The sequence below is a fragment of the Gammaproteobacteria bacterium genome (assembly GCA_011375345.1).
GTDB lineage: Bacteria > Pseudomonadota > Gammaproteobacteria > DRLM01 > DRLM01 > DRLM01.
Map to the genome: position 1 here is coordinate 1 of DRLM01000099.1, position 17,010 is coordinate 17,010.

17 protein-coding genes and 1 pseudogene are annotated in these 17,010 nt (G+C 65.0%); 4 read left to right on the plus strand and 14 right to left on the minus strand.

The window, feature by feature from the left end:
• The 8 genes from ENJ19_07445 to ENJ19_07480 form a co-directional block, all read right to left on the minus strand.
• The coding region (locus ENJ19_07445) for a DUF58 domain-containing protein (GenBank protein ID HHM05562.1) at positions 1-459 on the minus strand (459 nt) is incomplete at its 3' end.
• A gap of 20 nt (positions 460-479) precedes the next feature.
• Positions 480-1,448: a MoxR family ATPase gene (locus ENJ19_07450; protein ID HHM05563.1), complete on the minus strand. Its 969-nt coding sequence runs from the start codon at positions 1,446-1,448 to the stop codon at positions 480-482.
• A 59-nt stretch (positions 1,449-1,507) separates the two neighbouring features.
• Complete coding sequence (locus tag ENJ19_07455) at positions 1,508-1,717, minus strand: hypothetical protein (GenBank protein HHM05564.1); 210 nt, start codon at positions 1,715-1,717, stop codon at positions 1,508-1,510.
• 103 nt (positions 1,718-1,820) lie between these two features.
• Complete coding sequence (locus ENJ19_07460) at positions 1,821-2,306, minus strand: cytochrome c (protein HHM05565.1); 486 nt, start codon at positions 2,304-2,306, stop codon at positions 1,821-1,823.
• Between the two features lie 56 nt (positions 2,307-2,362).
• Entirely contained in the window at positions 2,363-3,652 is a 1,290-nt protein-coding gene (locus ENJ19_07465) for a serine protease (GenBank protein ID HHM05566.1), read from the minus strand.
• Positions 3,643-4,746, minus strand: a complete 1,104-nt coding sequence (locus tag ENJ19_07470; GenBank protein ID HHM05567.1) for a hypothetical protein — start codon at positions 4,744-4,746, stop codon at positions 3,643-3,645. Before ENJ19_07470 ends, ENJ19_07465 begins: the two co-directional genes overlap by 10 nt.
• On the minus strand, positions 4,743-5,483 hold the full coding sequence (locus tag ENJ19_07475; GenBank protein HHM05568.1) for a hypothetical protein: 741 nt from the start codon (positions 5,481-5,483) through the stop codon (positions 4,743-4,745). The genes ENJ19_07470 and ENJ19_07475 overlap by 4 nt, the downstream gene beginning before the upstream one ends.
• Before the next feature lie 119 nt (positions 5,484-5,602).
• A complete protein-coding gene (locus ENJ19_07480) occupies positions 5,603-6,463 on the minus strand; it encodes a sterol desaturase family protein (GenBank protein ID HHM05569.1) in 861 nt (286 codons plus the stop codon).
• Here ENJ19_07480 and ENJ19_07485 point away from each other — a divergent pair.
• From ENJ19_07485 to ENJ19_07495, 3 genes and pseudogenes are all read left to right on the plus strand, one after another.
• Complete coding sequence (locus ENJ19_07485) at positions 6,443-7,045, plus strand: DUF4124 domain-containing protein (GenBank protein ID HHM05570.1); 603 nt, start codon at positions 6,443-6,445, stop codon at positions 7,043-7,045. The genes ENJ19_07480 and ENJ19_07485 overlap by 21 nt on opposite strands.
• 224 nt (positions 7,046-7,269) lie before the next feature.
• Positions 7,270-7,815, plus strand: a complete 546-nt coding sequence (locus ENJ19_07490; GenBank protein HHM05571.1) for a hypothetical protein — start codon at positions 7,270-7,272, stop codon at positions 7,813-7,815.
• A 307-nt stretch (positions 7,816-8,122) separates the two neighbouring features.
• A pseudogene (locus ENJ19_07495) lies at positions 8,123-8,218 on the plus strand (CRISPR-associated endonuclease Cas2).
• A gap of 170 nt (positions 8,219-8,388) precedes the next feature.
• Here ENJ19_07495 and ENJ19_07500 read toward each other — a convergent pair.
• The gene (locus tag ENJ19_07500; protein ID HHM05572.1) at positions 8,389-9,696 is read right to left on the minus strand and encodes a LysM peptidoglycan-binding domain-containing protein; all 1,308 of its coding nucleotides are present in this window, start codon (positions 9,694-9,696) and stop codon (positions 8,389-8,391) included.
• Positions 9,696-10,382, minus strand: coding sequence for a response regulator transcription factor (locus ENJ19_07505; GenBank protein ID HHM05573.1), 687 nt, complete (start codon positions 10,380-10,382; stop codon positions 9,696-9,698). Before ENJ19_07505 ends, ENJ19_07500 begins: the two co-directional genes overlap by 1 nt.
• Positions 10,383-10,490: 108 nt before the next feature.
• Between ENJ19_07505 and recQ the strand changes: the two genes are divergently transcribed.
• The gene (gene recQ, locus ENJ19_07510; GenBank protein HHM05574.1) at positions 10,491-12,362 is read left to right on the plus strand and encodes a DNA helicase RecQ; all 1,872 of its coding nucleotides are present in this window, start codon (positions 10,491-10,493) and stop codon (positions 12,360-12,362) included.
• A 17-nt stretch (positions 12,363-12,379) separates the two neighbouring features.
• On the opposite strand, the gene ENJ19_07515 is transcribed toward recQ, so the two are convergent.
• The 4 genes from ENJ19_07515 to ENJ19_07530 all read right to left on the minus strand — a co-directional run bounded on the left by ENJ19_07515 (position 12,380) and on the right by ENJ19_07530 (position 16,821).
• Positions 12,380-13,336 (minus strand): hypothetical protein, encoded by a 957-nt coding sequence (locus tag ENJ19_07515; GenBank protein ID HHM05575.1) that lies wholly within the window; start codon positions 13,334-13,336, stop codon positions 12,380-12,382.
• A 388-nt stretch (positions 13,337-13,724) separates the two neighbouring features.
• Entirely contained in the window at positions 13,725-15,200 is a 1,476-nt protein-coding gene (locus ENJ19_07520; GenBank protein HHM05576.1) for a HAMP domain-containing histidine kinase, read from the minus strand.
• 3 nt (positions 15,201-15,203) lie between these two features.
• Entirely contained in the window at positions 15,204-15,908 is a 705-nt protein-coding gene (locus tag ENJ19_07525) for a response regulator transcription factor (GenBank protein HHM05577.1), read from the minus strand.
• 217 nt (positions 15,909-16,125) lie between these two features.
• On the minus strand, positions 16,126-16,821 hold the full coding sequence (locus tag ENJ19_07530) for a hypothetical protein (GenBank protein ID HHM05578.1): 696 nt from the start codon (positions 16,819-16,821) through the stop codon (positions 16,126-16,128).
• Positions 16,822-17,010 lie beyond the last annotated feature (189 nt).

Genomic DNA, 17,010 nt, shown 5'->3' on the forward strand with positions numbered 1-17,010 from the left:
GGCGGGCACGGCCAGCACCACCCGCGCCGCCTGCCCCCCCTCCACCTGGGCCACCGCCGTGGCACCCGCCGCGGCGCCCAAGGTGATGTCCAGGCGCGGCCGGCGGCCGCCGTGGCTGAGCTGGACAGTGAACAAGGCGTGGCCGCCGGCGAAACAGGGCGCCGCCCCCAGCGGCCGTATGCTGAGCCCGGCCAAATTGGTGTAGGTGTGCAGCACCGACACCAGGGCCACACCGGCCAGCAAAAATGCCAGCATGAAGGCCATGGAATTGTTGTAGTTGATGGCTCCCAGCAGCATCACCAACAACAGCACGGCGAATCCAAGGCCCTGCCTGGTGGGCAACACGAAAATGCGGTGGCGGTTGAGCACCGCGGGGTGGGCGGCGGTGGCGGTCTCGTGGCGCTGCAAAAAACGGGGGCGGGGCAAGCGCCGCAGGAATTTGGGCTGGCTCCAGGCCATGATGGCGCAGCGGGCCCGCGCTAGGGTATTCCCACCGCCAGCAGCTTGTCCGCCAGCGACTCCGGCGTGTGGCCCGCGGCGTGCGCGCCGCCGGCCAGGCGGTGGCCCGCCACCGCCGGCAGCACCGCCTGCACGTCTTCCGGCAGAGCGTGGCTGCGGCCGTGGAGCAAGGCCCAGGCCTGGGCCGCCCGGCGCAGGGCCAGGCCACCACGGGGCGAGAGGCCCACGGCAAAATGAGCGGACTGGCGGCTGTACTCGATGAGGGCCTGCAGATAATCCAGCAGGGCATCGGACACGTGGACCGTCGCCACCGCCCTTTGGATGGCAAGCAACTGGGCCGGGGTCAGGGCAGGACGGAGCGCGTCCAGCATCTCGCGCCGGTCCTGTCCTTTGAGCAGCTCCCGCTCGGCGGCGCGGCCGGGGTAGCCCATGGTGAGGCGCATGAGAAAACGGTCCAACTGCGACTCGGGCAGGGGGAAGGTGCCGATCTGCTGGATGGGATTCTGGGTGGCAATGACGAAAAAGGGCTGCGGCAGCGCGCGGGTCTCCCCCTCCACGGTAACCTGGCGTTCCTCCATGGCTTCCAGCAGGGCGCTCTGGCACTTGGGCGTGGCACGGTTGACTTCGTCGGCCAGAATCAACTGGGAAAACAAGGGCCCGGGATGAAACACGAAATGCTTGCTGTCGCGCTCGAATACCGAGGCGCCGATGATGTCCGAGGGCAGCAGGTCGCTGGTGAACTGGACCCGCTGATACTCCAGCCCCAGGATCCGGGCAAAAACCTGGGCCAAGGTGGTCTTGCCCACGCCGGGCACGTCTTCCACCAGCAAATGGCCCCGGGCCACCACGCAGGCCAGCGCCAGGCGCAGTTGCCGCTCCTTGCCCAGCACCACCTGCCGGGCCGCGGCCAGTACCCGGTCGGCGGTGGCCTGCACCAGTTTGGGGGCGCTGCCTGCCTGGTCAAGAACAAGTGAGGGATCGGCATTCATGGGACTGGCCTTCGCGGCTCCGTTGCTTATTGCCTTAGCGGCGCGGCCGGGGCGCGGCTTTACGGATGCAAGCGCCGGGCGGGCAGCACGAAGGGCGGCACCGCGGCCAGGCATCCCGCACAAGCCCGCACCTCACCCGGCCTGGCTCTCAGCCGCCAGATCAACCGCGCTGCGAAGATGTCCAAGACATTGTCGTGCCCGCCCGCAAGCCGGTGCTGCATGTGGGGCAGGGCGGACACCACGGTGTTGTCGCTTCGGGTGTCGTTCACAAAGACGCCGCGCGCGCTGTCCCCCCGCCCCCCACCGGCACGACGATACACCCGCGGCCTTCACACTGCCGCACCCTCTGCGCCTCATTACTTGCCCACCCGGCTATTTGACCGGCCGACGGCCCAGGGAGCGCTGCTCCGTGTCCCACCAAGCCGCATACACTGCATTGGGCCACAGGGACTGGAACCACTCCACTGCCGCGTCGATTTCCTCCTCGCTGAGTTTGTCTTTCCAGGCCGGCATTCCGCCCTGGCCCGGCGGGCTGCCGTTGCGGATGATGTCCTTGAGCTGGGTGCTGGCGTGATGCCAGGCGTGGCCGGAGCCATCGAGGGGCGGTGGCGGATACAAGCCCCCGGGTCCCCTGCGGCGCCAGTCGGGCGCCCCCTCCGCCTGTGCCCCATGGCAGCGGGCGCAGTGTTGGGCAAACACGGCCCGGCCCCGGGCGACGAGTTCCGGATCGTGCATGCGGACGATGCGCGCGCCGGTCTGGGTCTCCAAGGTGGGACCTTTGGGATGGAATTCCTCCGTATCACAACCGCCTGTCAAACCGGCGGCTGCGCATAAGACAACGACAAACACTCCGCGCACGACTCCCCCCCTGTTGTGCTTGACCAACCCGGCACCAGACCGAAGCCGGGAGGCATTCAGCGCCCCAGCCCCGGCGGCCGCCGCACAAAACCCACCGGCACGGTTTGCCCGAACGGCGCCACCACCAGCATGCCGTTCAGGCGCTCGGCGCTGACTTCGAGGGTGCCGCTGTAGGCAAAACCCAACAGGGAGTTGAAACCCTGCAAAGTCAGGATAGTGCCACTCATCGACGCCGTGCCCTCGCCCACCATGACGCCGAAATTATTAAAGTCCTGAAAAGTGTATTGCTGACCGTCAGTGCGATGAATCTGGATGTAACCTCCCGCCAGGCCGTACCAGGTGCCGGTCACGTCCAGGCCCGGCGGCGGCGTCACCCCGCCCTGTTCCTCGCACACCAGTTGCACCGTCGCCCGTTCGCCGGCGGCCACGCGCACCTGAATATCCTGGCACTGGTAGTTGGAGTCAATGCTGCTGACCCAGTAGCTGCCCGGCGCCACCGGGACACATTCACCGCTTTTCACGGTACCGGCGTCGTTGTCGCTCTCGTCATACAGCTCGAACAACACGCCCGTTTTGCCACTGGCCGGACGGGGGCACAGCTCCCCGGTGGACACCGCGGGCGGGGCGGAGCCGGACGGGGGCGCCACGGCGCCGGCCCGCAACTGCCAGGGGATGTTCCAGTCCCGGGCCAGTTCGGCAATGGCCGCCACCGACAAGGCGTCGCTCAGCTCACCGGAACGGTCGGAGGTGACCATGCCCACCCAGCCGCTGGCACTGATCAAGGGCGCGCCGGAGCTGCCGGGGCGCACCCCCAGGCGGTCCACCTGGATAACCCGGTTCAGCACCTTGTTCACCACCCCCGGCAGCACCGGCACGTACCAGCTCCCGCCCCGGCCCACGAACCACACTTCAGTGCCCCGGCCCACCGCCCCGGCCGCCCCCAGCACCTCCCGCTGCCAGTCCACGGCGGCGGGCCGCCTGAGCTTGATGACGGCCACGTCCAGATCGGGGTTGCGGGTACCCAGCAATTCGGCGGGAAACACCTTGCCCTGCTCCTGGAAAAACTGTACCGACACCCGCGGCGCCGGAGCGCCGGGCGCCGCCCCCCCGGCGCCACGCACCACATGATCGGCGGTGATGATGTAGAGATGGCGACGACGCTCCCCCACGATGAAACCGAAACCCCGGTCCTCCTCCGCGCCCCGCTGGACCGAAATGGCCACCACATTGGCACGCAGACGCTCGGCCACATCAGCGCCGGCCGCGGCGGCCACCCCCACCATCAGCGTCAAGCCGGCCAGAGCCGCCATCCCCGCCAGGGCGCGTCCCACCGCCGTCAGTCCCACAGCATTCTCCTTATGCCCCACAACATGGCCCACAAAAAGCCCGCCGCCCCCCAGAAGAATTTCAGCGGCTCCTGGTGATGGTAATAAGCCAGGTAGGTGGGGGCAATATTACGGCGATAACCCGCCGGCCCCAACAACACCTGATCTGCGCGGCCCTCGAAGAGCAGCTCGATCCCCCGCTGCCCCACGCTCAGGGAAACCAGCCGCCCCCGCGCCCCCGGCAACGACAGGCCCTCGCCCTCGCGCAGCGACAAAGTCTCGCCGCTATCGAGCAAACTCAGCGTCCCGCCGCGTACGCTGGAGACGAATTGGAACACACCGGGCTCGGTGCTCACCTCCCGGGCGAAGCTCAGGGCCGCCACGGGCAGGTGGTGGGCGCGCCAGGGTGCGGCCAGCGTGACGCTCAGCCGGGACGGCACCCGCCCCTCACCGGAAGTACTGAAGCGCAGCGTTTCGGGCACCATCAGCCGGCGGTTTCCCACATCCTCCCGATCTGCCTCAAGCGCCCCACCGGTGATGCCCGCTTTCAGCGCTACCGCGCCCCAGGCCTGCAAGCTGCCCGTGGCCGGGGCGCCGCGCACGGTCCAGAGCAAACCGGTCTCACCGGCTTCCAGGCCCAGTTCAGCGCCGGTGCCCACCCGCCATGCCTTCAGCGCCGCGTGTTCCGCCCTGAGCTCCGCCCAGGCGCTGCGGCCCGGTCCGCTGACCTCAGGCCCCAGGGCGCCGGGGTCCAGCCGCCCCCACGCCCCCAGCACCGCGGCGGCCCCTGCCGCCAGGGGAGCATCACCCCGCCACTGCCAGGGCCGGGACAGGGTGAGGGACAGCGCCTCCACCCGCAATTTGAGGGCGATATTGGTGTGAGGAACGCGCAGGGCCCATAAGGCGCCAGCACCGGCCAGACACAGCACGGCAAACAGCACCGCCCAGCCCCGCCGCGGCGAAGGCAGCCGGGCCAGCACCTTGGAATAATTGTCCAGCCGCTTGAGGGCCGCCGATTCATCGGCCTCACCCTGCTCGGCGAGACGCCGGGCCAGCGCTGTCAGTTCCTGCCGGTAGCGCCGCTGCAGGCGGCGGCGCAGGCGTGCCGCCCTCACGGTGGCGGCCTCAGTGCCACGAGCTGCAAGGTGGCCCACTGGTCACGGTTCTTCACCTTGGCGGCCACCTCCACCCGCAGCCGGCCGGACTCCCCCGGGGGCAGTTCCAGAACCACGGGCTGGCCGGCGCGGCGGTTCTTCGGCCCCGGGAGGTATTCCCCCGGCCGCCCGCGCGCGGGATAGACACGCCAGTAATAGCGTTCCACGTCCACCGCCGAGCGCACAATGAGGCGCAAAGCCCCCCCATCCCCCGGGGGCGCGCTCCGGCTGGTGACACGCACCGGCACGAACACTTTGGCGCCGCCCTCCTCGAACCAGCCCAGCACGCCGATGTCCCCCGGCCCGAGGCCGCTGGGCCGCAGCACACTGTCCACCGGCCAGTCCAGGCGGCCGCCCGGCGGCAACGCGGCGTCCATGCGGTAGTAAGTTCGGGGGGAAAGGGCCACGGTGCGCACCCGCAGCGCACCGCCATAGCCGGGCGCCGCCAGGCGCAGCCGCTCACCCGCCTTCAGGGTGAACTGCAAACGGCCCCGAAGGAAGGCCAACAGCTCAATCCCGGGCGCGGAGACAGGGGAGACGTAAAACCCCTCGCAGCGCCGCTCCCGCACCTGGTAACCAATGTGGCCGGCGATGGGCCGCAGGCTGGGATCGCAGGGGGGCGCGGCCTGGACCGCCGCGGCCAGCAGCCAGGCCGTCACCACCACCGCGCCCCCCGTTGCTTTGAATCCTGCCTCCATTCCCCCTCCCTGACGCGTCACGGGCCCCTGCAATCCGCCCGCGGCGCTGAAAACCCTCATGGGCCTTTTTTCAACAAACTGATTGGTCGCAATCGCAATGAGGCCGCCGGACCGGCCCCTCACGAGCCATCCCCGCCCGGCCCCCACGAGCGCCGGTTGATCACATAACCGCCGAGCTTGCCCACAAAGGGCAAGGCCAGCATACCCCACAGCCGGTCCACCTGGGCAGGATCACGAAAAGTGCGGATGCCGAGGGTCATGCCCCGGTGACCGCCGCGGGGCCGGGCCCGGTAAGTGCCGAACAGACGGTCCCACCAAGGCAGGTTGAAGCCGAAATTGCTGTTGGTTTCATCGTCTTCCACCGAGTGATGCACCCGGTGCATGTCCGGCGTCACCACCAGCCAGCGCAACACCCGGTCGATGCGCGGCGGGAGGTAGGCATTGGCGTGATTGAACATGGCCGTGGCATTGAGCAGAATCTCAAACATCACCACCGCCACCACCGGCGGGCCCAACATGATGATAGTGGCAAACTTAATCAGCATGGACAAAATGATTTCCAGGGGATGGAAACGGGCCCCGGTGGTCACGTCATAGTCCAGATCAGCATGATGCACCCGGTGCAGGCGCCACAACAGCGGAATGGCGTGCACCATGACATGCTGCAAATAAATGACCAGGTCCATGGCAATGATGCAGAAAACCACCGCCAGGGGCGCGGGCAGATCGACGTAATTGAATATCCCCCACCCCTGCCCGGCCGCGAACAGCGCCATACCCACCGCCGCAGCGGGGAACAGCAGGCGCAACACCAGACTGTTGAGCGCCACCAACGCAATATTGTTCAACCAGCGCGGCGCCTTGGCCAGCGTGAGCGCCCGCCTGGGGGCCACCCTCTCCCAGGCGGCCATGACGGCGAAAATGCCGAAAAAAAAGCCGAGCCGGATCGCCAGTTCGTAATGACCGAGGAATTCCGCCATGCCCTTGCCCTTGATCAAATCACGCCTGGGGACGACATTACACTATGGCGTTCCCGACATACACCGCGCGGACACCACAAACAAAGCCAAGCCTTCACCACAAACAGGACACCCGGCATGAAACCCTGCATTTTGGCCGCCCTCATCGCCCTGTCGCCGCTCGCGGCTCCGGCAGCAGCGCAGTATTACAAATGGGTGGACGAACACGGCGTCACCCACTACTCGCAAACACCGCCCCCAGACCACAGTTTCGCAAAACTCAGGCCCGCCCCCCCGCCACCCACCGATCCGGCGCAGGCCAGACAAAAAATCCGCGCCCTGCAGGAACGGCTGGACGCCGAACAAAACGCCCGCAGCCAAAAAACCGAAGAGGAAAAAGCCGCCGCCGAAGCGCAAGCCCGACGCGACGCCTTCTGCAAACAAGCCCGTGAACAACTCAAACTCTACACCAACCACCCCGGCCCAAGACTATTGGTGAGCAACAGCGACGGCTCCCGAAGACGCCTCACAGAACAAGAACGTCAGGCCCGGTTAAAAAAGACGCAGGATGCCATAAACCAACATTGCCCGGAGGCGCCGTAACCACCGGAATGCCTCCCGCCGGGGAACGGGATCAGACCTCCCCTTTCGCCCTCTCATTTCAATACACCGCCACCGGATGCCGGCAACAGCAAAGCCGGCAGGACACCAAATGCAAGGTCTGCCCCGGCCTGTAGCAAACCGTTTGCCCCGCTTCCCGGTCTGGCGCTACACTTCCCAGACCGCCGGGCAATGACGCCCGGCCACACTACTTAAGGAGAAGAACAATGCCCAAGTCCACCCGCCTGCTCCCCCTGATCTGTGCGGCCGCGCTCGCTGCATCCGCCCCGGCCCAGGCCGACCCCGATCACCACGCCTGCCGCCTGAAAGGGTCTTACGGATATGTATACGACGGCACCAGCTACACACCCAGCGGCCCCGTCGCCCTGTCAGAAACCGGTTTTTTTGCCTTTGCGCACGACGGCAGCGCAAGCAGTGAAGGCACGCTGACTTTTCAGTTCACTGACTTTGGGGGAACCGGCCCCATCTGGCTGACATTGAAAGAAGTACTCAGCAATATCACCGTGACGCCGGAACCCGGCAACCCCTGCCATGGCGCCATTTCTTTCCAGGCCACCGCAACAGTGACCAAAACCTCCGACCCAAGCCGCGCGCCCGCAGGCCTGGTGCTGTTTACCAACTCACCGCGATCCCTGGCCTACACCATCAGCGGAAAACGCAATGACATCATTACCGTTATCAGCACCTCACCGGGAACCATCGCATCCGGCACGGCCTACAAACAGAGCCGCCAGGCACAACGCAGGCACTGAGCGGGGAAACACAACAGAACCGTCGCACGCCGGGCCAGATTGACGGCACACAGCACCATGCAGCATACGGCCACGCCCCTGTCCCGGCTTTGTGCAGGCAGCAGCCCAGGTCTTGCCCAACTGCCCAGGGCAACAGGCAAGACCTGACAACCCCTGGCCAGCCTCCTGAGTGGTTGATGCCAGTGCGTGCATGCTGGCGTTACATGCCCAACACAACCCAGGAAACTGTCAAAGCACTTCAGTCACCGCCAGCCCCGCCAGCGCCAGCAGGAGGTTAAAGGGGTCTGGTTAAAGGGGTCTGACCCCTTTTCCTACGGACAAACAATATGAACGCATCATTTCCTATCGGGGCCGCAGCCGCCAAGACGCCAAAAAAGCGCCGGATCAGTTTGACCTGTTCTGAATCTCTCGCAAAAAAATTATCCCGAAAAACGCAAAACCCCATGATAGTCATGGGGTTGCGGCACAAGGAGTTTACATCATTGGGATATGTGCACCAGCCGGAACCTGCGCGTTGGTTGCGGAAAAGGGCTGGCCGGTTTACATCATCGGGACATGGAGGAAGGCGCGCGTTCAGGGTTCAGGCCGCCCGACAAGAACAAACCCCCGCGCTGCGCTGAATTCACTCCGCAAGCCATAGGCGTCCACCGCCGCCACCCGCCAATAGTAGTGCCCGTCTGGCAATGGCACGGGTGATTTGTAGTGGGTCGTGTGAATGCCGGCAATCGTGTCTGCATCCTGGGCAAAGGCTTTGTCTTTGGCGATTTGCACAACATAAGACGCCGCTTGCTCCACCGCATGCCAGGCCAGCCAGGGTTGGTTTATGGTGATTTGTGCGCCATCACCGGGGGTGGTGGGAGACGGTGCCGTGGGCGCCATGGCGACGGTAAAACTGTGAACGGCGGACTGGCCTTCCAGCCCCAGGTCATCGCCGGCGCGCACGCGAAAGACGTAGTCGCCCAAAGCAAGCCGGGGCAGTTCCACTGCCGGTCCGGTCAAGGCCTGGTCCATCAACAAGGCACTGAAGGACGGGTCCGCACTCAGTTGTGCCCGGTAGGTTTCGGCGCCGCTGAGCGCGGGCCAGGACAGACGCCGTTCATCCGGGCCGATGCGGCGGGGCAGGCCGGCCAGCTCCGGCGCGGGAAGCAGGGCACGCGGCGGCGCGGGGGGCCGGCCGGCTTCGGCGACGGTGCCGAAGCCGGCCGCGACGTTCTGCGTCACGTCCGCCCCGGTGACGCCCACGTTGCCTTCCAGCACTTCGCTGCGCATGATGGCGTGGTCGGCGTCGGCCTGCACCCGGTAACGGGTGCCGCGCACGGCGGCCACGGCGGCGGGGGTGTTGATCTGAAAGCGGCTGTTTTCCTTGAGCGGTTTCACGGTGCTTTCCACCCGGCCCCGCTCCAGGCGCAGCGAGGTGTCCACCATGCCGGTCTCCCGGAACACGCCCAGGGTGTCCATCACCACCCGGCTGCCCGTTTCGATGAGCAAACGGGAGCCGTCGGCGAATTCGATGGTGGCGCTGCCGCCGGGACCGGTTTCAATGGCATCGCCGGAGAAAACGGACATGCCCACCTTGGCGGCGCGGGCGGTACCGCCGGTGGGCTGGTGTTTTACATCGCCGTGCAGGGCGATGAGTCTGGCCGGCTTGGGTTGGTGTTTGAGCCAGGCCACGGGGATGCGCAGGCGGGTGCCCGGTTGCAGTTGGCGGGGGTGGGTGATGCCGTTGAGCGCCTTGACCTTGGGCCAGTATTCCACGCCCTTGAGGTACTCGTTGGAGAAGTTCCACAGGTTGTCGCCGGGCCGCACGGTGTAGACCCACTCGTCGGCAGACAGGGCCGGCGCCAACAGCAGTAAACAAAATACAGCCCAAACGCGGTGCATCACGCGTCCCCCAGTTCTTCCAAGCGGTACCCGTATTGATACACGGCGCTGAGACGCCAGCCGTGTTCGGGACCAAGGTCCAGCTTGCGGCGGATTTTGCTGATGTGGGTGTCCACGGTCCGGGTGTTTAAATCGGGACGGGTGCCCCACACTTTTTCGAGAATGTCTCCGCGGGACAGGAGCTGTCCCTTGTTTTTGAATATATACCACGCCAGTTCGAATTCACGTTGGGTGAGTTCAATTTCGGTGTCGCCGCGGAATACTTTGCGTGAGCGGGCATCCAGTTGGTAAGGGGGAACGCTCAGCCGTGTTGCCAAATCTGCGGGCGTCACGCGCCGCAGCAAGGCTTTGATGCGGCCCAGGGTTTCGTGCTGACGCAGGGGTTTGATCATGTAGTCGTCGGCGCCCGCCTCCAGGGCCTGTACAATGTCGCGCTCGCTGTCGCGGCCGGTGGCGAACATCAGCGGCGTGGCGCTGTCGTGGCTGCGCAAAGCCCGCAGCAGATCAAGGCCGCTGCAATCGGGCAGGTTCCAGTCCATCAGGATCAGCCCGAATTCTTCCGCCTTCCGCGCGGTGCGAAAACTGACGCAATCGGGATATGCGGTGCAGCGGTAGCCTGCCCCGACCAACCACTGCGAGAGCTGGCGAACCTGGGCATCGTCGTCTTCGATAAGAGCGATGTGCATGGCGTTTTGCCTGGGTAACAGATGGGAAACCAAGGGGAAGCGCGCCCCGCCCCGGGGCTGGGCGTTTATAATCGCCCTTCGGCGCCGCCTACGGTACGACAAATTTACATGGAAAATCAAGCACAAGCCATCTTGCGCCGGGTCTTCGGCTACGATCAGTTCCGTCCCCTGCAGGAAGACATCATCGACACGGTGGCAGGCGGGGGCGATGCGTTGGTACTCATGCCCACGGGGGGCGGCAAATCCCTTTGTTACCAGATTCCCGCCCTGGTCCGGCCCGGGGTGGGTATTGTGGTCTCGCCCCTGATTGCGCTGATGGAAGACCAGGTGGCCGCCTTGCGCCAGGCGGGGGTCAGCGCCGCCTGTCTGAACTCCACCTTGCGCCCGGCCGCGGCCCGGGAAATCGAAGCACAGCTTTTGCGTGGCGACTTGGATTTGCTCTACGTGGCCCCGGAAAGACTGTTGCAGCCACGCACCCTGGAGCTTTTGGACCGGGCCGGGATTGCCCTGTTCGCCATCGACGAAGCCCATTGCGTGTCCCAGTGGGGTCACGATTTCCGGCCCGAGTACATGCAGCTTTCCGTGCTGCAGCAGCGCTTCCCCGGCGTGCCCCGCATTGCGCTCACGGCCACCGCCGATGCCCCCACCCAACGCGAAATCATCACCCGCCTGGGGCTGGGCCGGGCGCGGGTGTTCTGCAGCGGCTTCGACCGGCCCAATATCCGCTACCGCATCACCCAGGGCGGCCAGAGCGCCCGCGAGCAACTGCTGCGTTTTATCCGCGCCGAGCACGGGGGCGACGCCGGCATCGTCTATTGTCTGTCGCGCAAACGGGTGGAAGCCATCGCCGCCTGGCTCAGCGGCCAGGGCCTTACCGCCCTGCCCTATCACGCCGGCATGTCCACCCAGGCGCGGGGGCGGCATCAGGCCCGCTTCATCAACGAAGAAGGCGTCATCATTGTCGCCACCATCGCCTTCGGCATGGGCATCGACAAGCCCAATGTGCGCTTCGTCGCCCATCTCAACCTGCCCAAAAGCGTGGAAGCCTATTATCAGGAAACGGGCCGCGCCGGCCGCGACGGCCTGCCCGCCGACGCCTGGATGAGCTACGGCCTGCAAGACGTCATCACCCTCAGGCAGATGCTGGAAGCCTCCGAAGCGGGGGAGGCCCACAAGCGGGTGGAGCGCCACAAACTGGACGCCATGCTGGGCCTGTGCGAACTCACCACCTGCCGCCGCCAGGCCCTGCTGGCCTACTTCGGCGACACTCTGGAGCAACCCTGCGGCAACTGCGACACCTGCCTGGAACCTCCGGAAACCTGGGATGCCACCGAAGCGGCGCAAAAAGCCCTGTCCTGCGTTCACCGCACCGGCCAGCGTTTCGGCGTGAATTATTTGATCGATGTATTGCGGGGCAAGGACGACGCCCGCATTCACCGCTTCGGCCATCACCGGCAAAGCACCTTCGGTATCGGCAAAGACTTGTCCGTCAACGAATGGCGCGGCGTGTTCCGCCAGCTCCTGGCCCGCGGCCTGCTGGCGGTGGATCTGGAAGGCCACGGCGGTTTGCACCTCACCGAAGCCTGCCGCCCGGTGCTGCGCGGCGAAGCGCCCTTGATGCTGCGCCGCGACGCGGTCAAGCCCGGGCGGGCGGCCAACGCGCGCCGGGCCGCGGACGATTTCAGCTGTGCCGCCGACCGCGCCCTGTGGGAGGCCCTGCGCGCCCGCCGCCGCGAACTGGCGGCAGAACAAGGGGTACCGCCTTATGTGGTCTTTCATGACGCCACCTTGCGGGAAATGGTGGTGCGCCGGCCTGACAGTCTGGCGGAGCTGGCCCAGGTCAACGGTGTCGGTCAGCGCAAACTGGAGGCCTACGGCGAGGACTTCCTCAAGGTGATCCAGGGGCTGGACGGGGGTTCACGGGACACTCCACCCCCTGCTGAGGCCGACAAGAGCCAGCCGGAGACCGTGCACTTTTGAAGGGCGGACATGACATCTCACAGATATTCCCTGCCAAACACCGCCTCCAGGCGCAGGGTGAAACTGGGGTCGGGGTCGAAGTGGTTCTCTGAGCTGTAGCTGAGCCGGGGCGTCAGCTCCATAAACAGCCATTTTCCGTACACCCGCTTGCGATAGCGGATCTGAAAGCCGAAGCGGTCAGCGGCCCACCGGGGGTCATCCTTGGCCTGGTAGTCCAGCTCGTAGACGATGCTCTGGCGCGGGTCCAGATATTGAAACAAAAAAAGGCGCTCGGCGGCGCGGGCGAAATTATCGTCTTCAGTCCAGCTCAAGGTGGTGGTGCTGCGAAACAGCAGCGTTGCGCTCAAGGCCCGGTCGAAATCGGCATCGGTGCGCGCCCCCACGCCCCTGGAACCGAACCAAAACAACTGGCCGGCGGTACGCAGCAACCACGGATGGCGCAGAGGAAAGTAGCGGATGGCCCGCAGCCGCATAAAGGGGTCGGGGGGCCAGTCCAGCCGGATGCCGGCGGCGGGTCGCACATCCCACCTGCCCGCGCGGCGCGCGGTCCGCTCCAGGGACAAAAAGTAGTCTTGTTTTTCCAACGACTCCACCGGTGTGCTTTGGCTTGTGCGCCGGCGGCTGTCATCGGGATCGGTCTCCAGCAACAGTTTGAGCGAGCGCTTGGTGCGGGGCAGATCCAGGCGCACTTTGACATCGGGCTTGAAGCTCAGGCCCAGGTCTTTGTCCACCACCGTTTCAAAGCGCAGACGGAGATAGGTGTTGGTTTCCTCATCAAAGGTTTTGTCGGTGGCGAAAAAACGGTCCAGGCTTTTGGCGGCCGCTTCAACCCGTTGCGACAAGGTGGCGTGAGCACCTGCGGCCTGGGCAAGAAGAAAGTGGAACCTGGGTTTGCGGGACTGGCTTTGCGTGTGGGTCACCGCGCTTTGGTCTGCCCAGCCCGCGCCGGCCAGGCAGGCCAGGGGCAGAATCATGACAGACCATAACAACGAAAACCTCGGGCCTGTCATCACTGCTGTTAGCCCCCCCAGCCCGGCATGCCGGGCAACGCGTGTGCTGCGCTGCTCAGTGTACACCGTCTGTTGCAGTTTGGCGCACACCTTCCCGTACGGAAAAGAGTGGTCCATGACAAGCGCCTCGTGATGGCCGCCGGGTGACATCCACCCCGGCGGCGCGGCCGGATTCAGGATACGTACTGTTGGATCGCTATGCCTTGTTATCGGCCGTTGGCGTGAACAGCGTAATGTGCGGCCCGGGCGATGCAATGGGATGGGGGGGTGAAAGCCTGGCGCCGGAGGCCAATGTCAGGGTCCTGTTTTTGCGTCCCGGGGTTCTGTGAACAAGGGAGGGGGGGTAAGGCTGTTATCCGTTTCGCCACGCGGTCAGGGAAAAAACAAACCGGGTTCCTTCTCCCCGGCGGCTGGCGACGCTGATGTCGGCCTTGTGCAGCTCCAAAATGCGTTTGACGATGGCCAGACCCAGCCCGGCGTGGTCACCTCCGCGATGATGATTGTCCGCCTGATAGAAGCGGTCGAATATCCGGGCCTGGTCGGCGGGGGCGATGCCCGGTCCGCTGTCGGCCACTTGAACCTGCACGCCGTTGCTGCTGCTGGAAAGGCTCACGCATATGCGGTTGCCCTCTGTGCCGTGTTCCAGCGCGTTGTCCAATAAATTTTCCAAAGCCCGCTCAATGAGGCCGATGTCCGCGCAAACGAAAGGCAGCTTGTCACCCAGTTCATGGTACAGATACATCCGGCGGCGCCGGGCTTTGAGTTGAAATTTCTGTACCACGTCTTGCACCAGCTCCGCGATGGAAAAGGGTTCGGTGCGCAATTGCCGGTCCCGGGCATCGAGCTTGGCCAGCTCAAACAGTTCCGCCACCAGGCGCGTCAGCCGCTCACTGTGCCGCAGGGCAATGGCGATGTATTCCTTGCGCTCTTTGGCGGCGAATGCGCCGTTTCTGATATGCAGCGTTTCCAGATAACCGTGCAGGGTGGCCAGGGGGGTGCGCAAATCGTGAGACACCTGAGCGACCATGTCGCGGCGGACCTGGTCTTGCCGTTTGAGTTCTTCCATCTGGTCCACAATGCGCGCGGCCATCTGGTCGAAACTCAAGCCCAAGCGCCCGATTTCGTCGAGTTTTTCTGGGTGTGTTTCCCCGGCAACAGCTTGCTGCACGGCAAAACCCGAGGCCCGGAAGCGGTCCATGGCCCGGCTCAAACGCCGCAGGCGGCGGGTGAGCAGGTGAAACATCAGCAAGCCGGCGCACAAGCCGAACAACAAACTCCCGGCCAGGGCCCACAGGCCAAGGTGGATGAAATAGTTGTCCCCTATTGCGCGATACACCGAGTCAAACTCCTCGCCCTGCAGCACCACGTAGAGATAACCTTGCGGATTCTCCGCAGTGGGCACCGGCGTGACGGAAAATGCTTTGCGCCGCTCGTGGCTGCGCGGATCATCCCCCAGCAGGGGATAGTCGCCGCCGTCCAAAAATGCGTGTATCGGCGCCAGGGACACGCGCCGCCGCTTCACTTTGCCGGGGTCGGCGGAAAAAGAAAGAATGGTGCCGCGCCGGTCCAGCAGGTAGATTTCGATACCGGGGTTGATGGTCATGTATTGTTTGAATGTATCTTTCAGGCGCGCTTCGTCCAGGCGCCCTTCCTTCACCAGATCCCGGTCCATCACCAGATTCTTGGCCAGATCGCGGCTCAGCTTTTGGTTGGCCTCGGTCAGATAGTGCCACGACGCGGAAATGCTGAGCGCCACATAAACCAGCGCGATGCCCAACACCAGGACCACAAGCACCACGGCGAGCCTGGCGTATAAAGTGCGCGGCACGGCTCAGTCCAATTGATCGTTGAATTTGTAGCCCACACCCCACACGGTGAGAATGTAACGGGGCCGGGCGGGATCCTGTTCGATCTTGGCGCGCAGGCGGTTGATGTGGGAGTTTACGGTGTGGTCGTAGCCGTTGTGATGGTAACCCCAGATCTCGTCCAGCAACCGGGCGCGGCTGTAGACCCGTCCGGGGTGACGGGCGAAGTGCAAGAGCAGATCAAACTCTTTCACCGTAAGCGGGATTTCCCGGTCTTCGATACACACCTGCCGCTTGCCGGGGTTGATGGACAAATCACCGTGCACGCGGGTGCCGGCAGCACCTTCATCCCCGCCGCCCATGGCCTCCATGCGGCGGAACAAGGCTTTGATGCGGGCCAGAAATTCGGGAATGCTGAAAGGTTTGGTGAGGTAGTCGTCCGCGCCCACTTCCAAGCCCAGCACCCGGTCCAACTCGGTGGATTTCGCCGTGACCATGAGGATGGGCACATAGCCTGGCGCCGCCCGCAAGGCGCGGCATACCGACAAGCCGTCCTGCACCGGCAGCATGAGGTCCAGCACCACCAGATCGTAGCGGACGCGCTGAAACCGGGCCAGCCCCGCGCCGCCATCGCCGGCGATGTCCGCGTCGAAGTGAATATCGCCCAGATGCAGCTGAATCAGCCTGGCGATGTCGTGGTTGTCTTCGATGATGAGGGCTTTGCGGGTCATGCCGGGTGAGTCGCTCATGGCAGGTGAACCTTGCAGGAAAGGCGCGCCCATTGGAGTGCGCGGCCAGCGCCCCGTCACGGGGGTAAGAATGCGTGCAAAGCCCCTTCCCTTTTGGAGAGGGGGCCAGGGGAAGGGTGGAATGCCTGGATTCCGGCTGCGGACTTCAAGCGTTCCAAGCTTCACCCTTTGCCCTCCCCGGGGGAGGCTGGATGGGGCGCTACTGCCGTGAAATCACCACCCGCGCCACGGGGTTGTCGAAGCGGTGCGATTGATCCAGCGCCGAGCCGCTCAGGCCGCCGGCGGACGTCACCACGCCCCCGTGCAGGGTCACCCGATTCGTGTCGTCGCGCGCCGGATTGTAGCCCTCGCCGCCGCCCGCGGGACCGGGTACGGTGGCAGCAGTTTCCGTGTTGGCTTCCGTACCCGCGTCATAGGCATAGGTGAACAAGGTGACAGAGTCGCCGCCGGTGAGGCCGCGCAAGGGCTCGCCGCCCAGCCCCGTGAATCCATCGTTGGTGTTCACCAGCATGGTAACCACAGTGAGCTGCGGCGTGGCGCCGGTTTTGCCGCTCAGCGTCGCAACCGAGGTGGCGCCCGGTGCCAGCGCGGCGCTGGAGGTGACGACAGTGCGAACGGCGGAAGAGGCCCTGGCCTCATCAGCCAGGGCACCCGGGTCACCGCCTTCGGCCAGCCGTTCCAGGCCGTCCCCGGCGGGGGCGCCCACCGACCAGGCTTGATATCCCGCCTCGTGTAACACGAACAGCGCGGGCGACAGAGGCTGATTGTTGCTCAGATTGGTCAACTCCACGCGATAGCTGATTTCATCGTCATCGTCGTGAAGACAGCCGCCGAGCAGCAGTGTGCCGGCGAGCGCCCCGGACAGGGTGAGAATCTTGATGGCGTTGTATTTCATGGGCGACGTTCCTGTTTATTAACCCGGCAATCAAACAGGTCGTCCTGACCTGTTTGATTGCCGCCCGCGAAATACGGGCGCCATTGTGCGAAATGGCTGGTATTTCGCGGGCTCGCATTGACTTGCGCCAATGGCGGCACATCCCTGTGCCGCGCCATTAACCCGACAATCCTAATTGCCGGGTTAATA

What these genes read in the sequence shown, in the direction of transcription:
- ENJ19_07475 (HHM05568.1), bottom strand. Translation starts at nt 5,483, where the DNA reads ATGGAGGCAGGATTCAAAGCAACGGGGGGCGCGGTGGTGGTGACGGCC.
- ENJ19_07530 (HHM05578.1), bottom strand. Translation starts at nt 16,821, where the DNA reads ATGAAATACAACGCCATCAAGATTCTCACCCTGTCCGGGGCGCTCGCC.
- ENJ19_07515 (HHM05575.1), bottom strand. Translation starts at nt 13,336, where the DNA reads ATGATTCTGCCCCTGGCCTGCCTGGCCGGCGCGGGCTGGGCAGACCAA.
- ENJ19_07500 (HHM05572.1), bottom strand. Translation starts at nt 9,696, where the DNA reads ATGCACCGCGTTTGGGCTGTATTTTGTTTACTGCTGTTGGCGCCGGCC.
- ENJ19_07525 (HHM05577.1), bottom strand. Translation starts at nt 15,908, where the DNA reads ATGACCCGCAAAGCCCTCATCATCGAAGACAACCACGACATCGCCAGG.
- ENJ19_07490 (HHM05571.1), top strand. Translation starts at nt 7,270, where the DNA reads ATGCCCAAGTCCACCCGCCTGCTCCCCCTGATCTGTGCGGCCGCGCTC.
- recQ (HHM05574.1), top strand. Translation starts at nt 10,491, where the DNA reads ATGGAAAATCAAGCACAAGCCATCTTGCGCCGGGTCTTCGGCTACGAT.
- ENJ19_07480 (HHM05569.1), bottom strand. Translation starts at nt 6,463, where the DNA reads ATGGCGGAATTCCTCGGTCATTACGAACTGGCGATCCGGCTCGGCTTT.
- ENJ19_07450 (HHM05563.1), bottom strand. Translation starts at nt 1,448, where the DNA reads ATGAATGCCGATCCCTCACTTGTTCTTGACCAGGCAGGCAGCGCCCCC.
- ENJ19_07485 (HHM05570.1), top strand. Translation starts at nt 6,443, where the DNA reads ATGACCGAGGAATTCCGCCATGCCCTTGCCCTTGATCAAATCACGCCT.
- ENJ19_07505 (HHM05573.1), bottom strand. Translation starts at nt 10,382, where the DNA reads ATGCACATCGCTCTTATCGAAGACGACGATGCCCAGGTTCGCCAGCTC.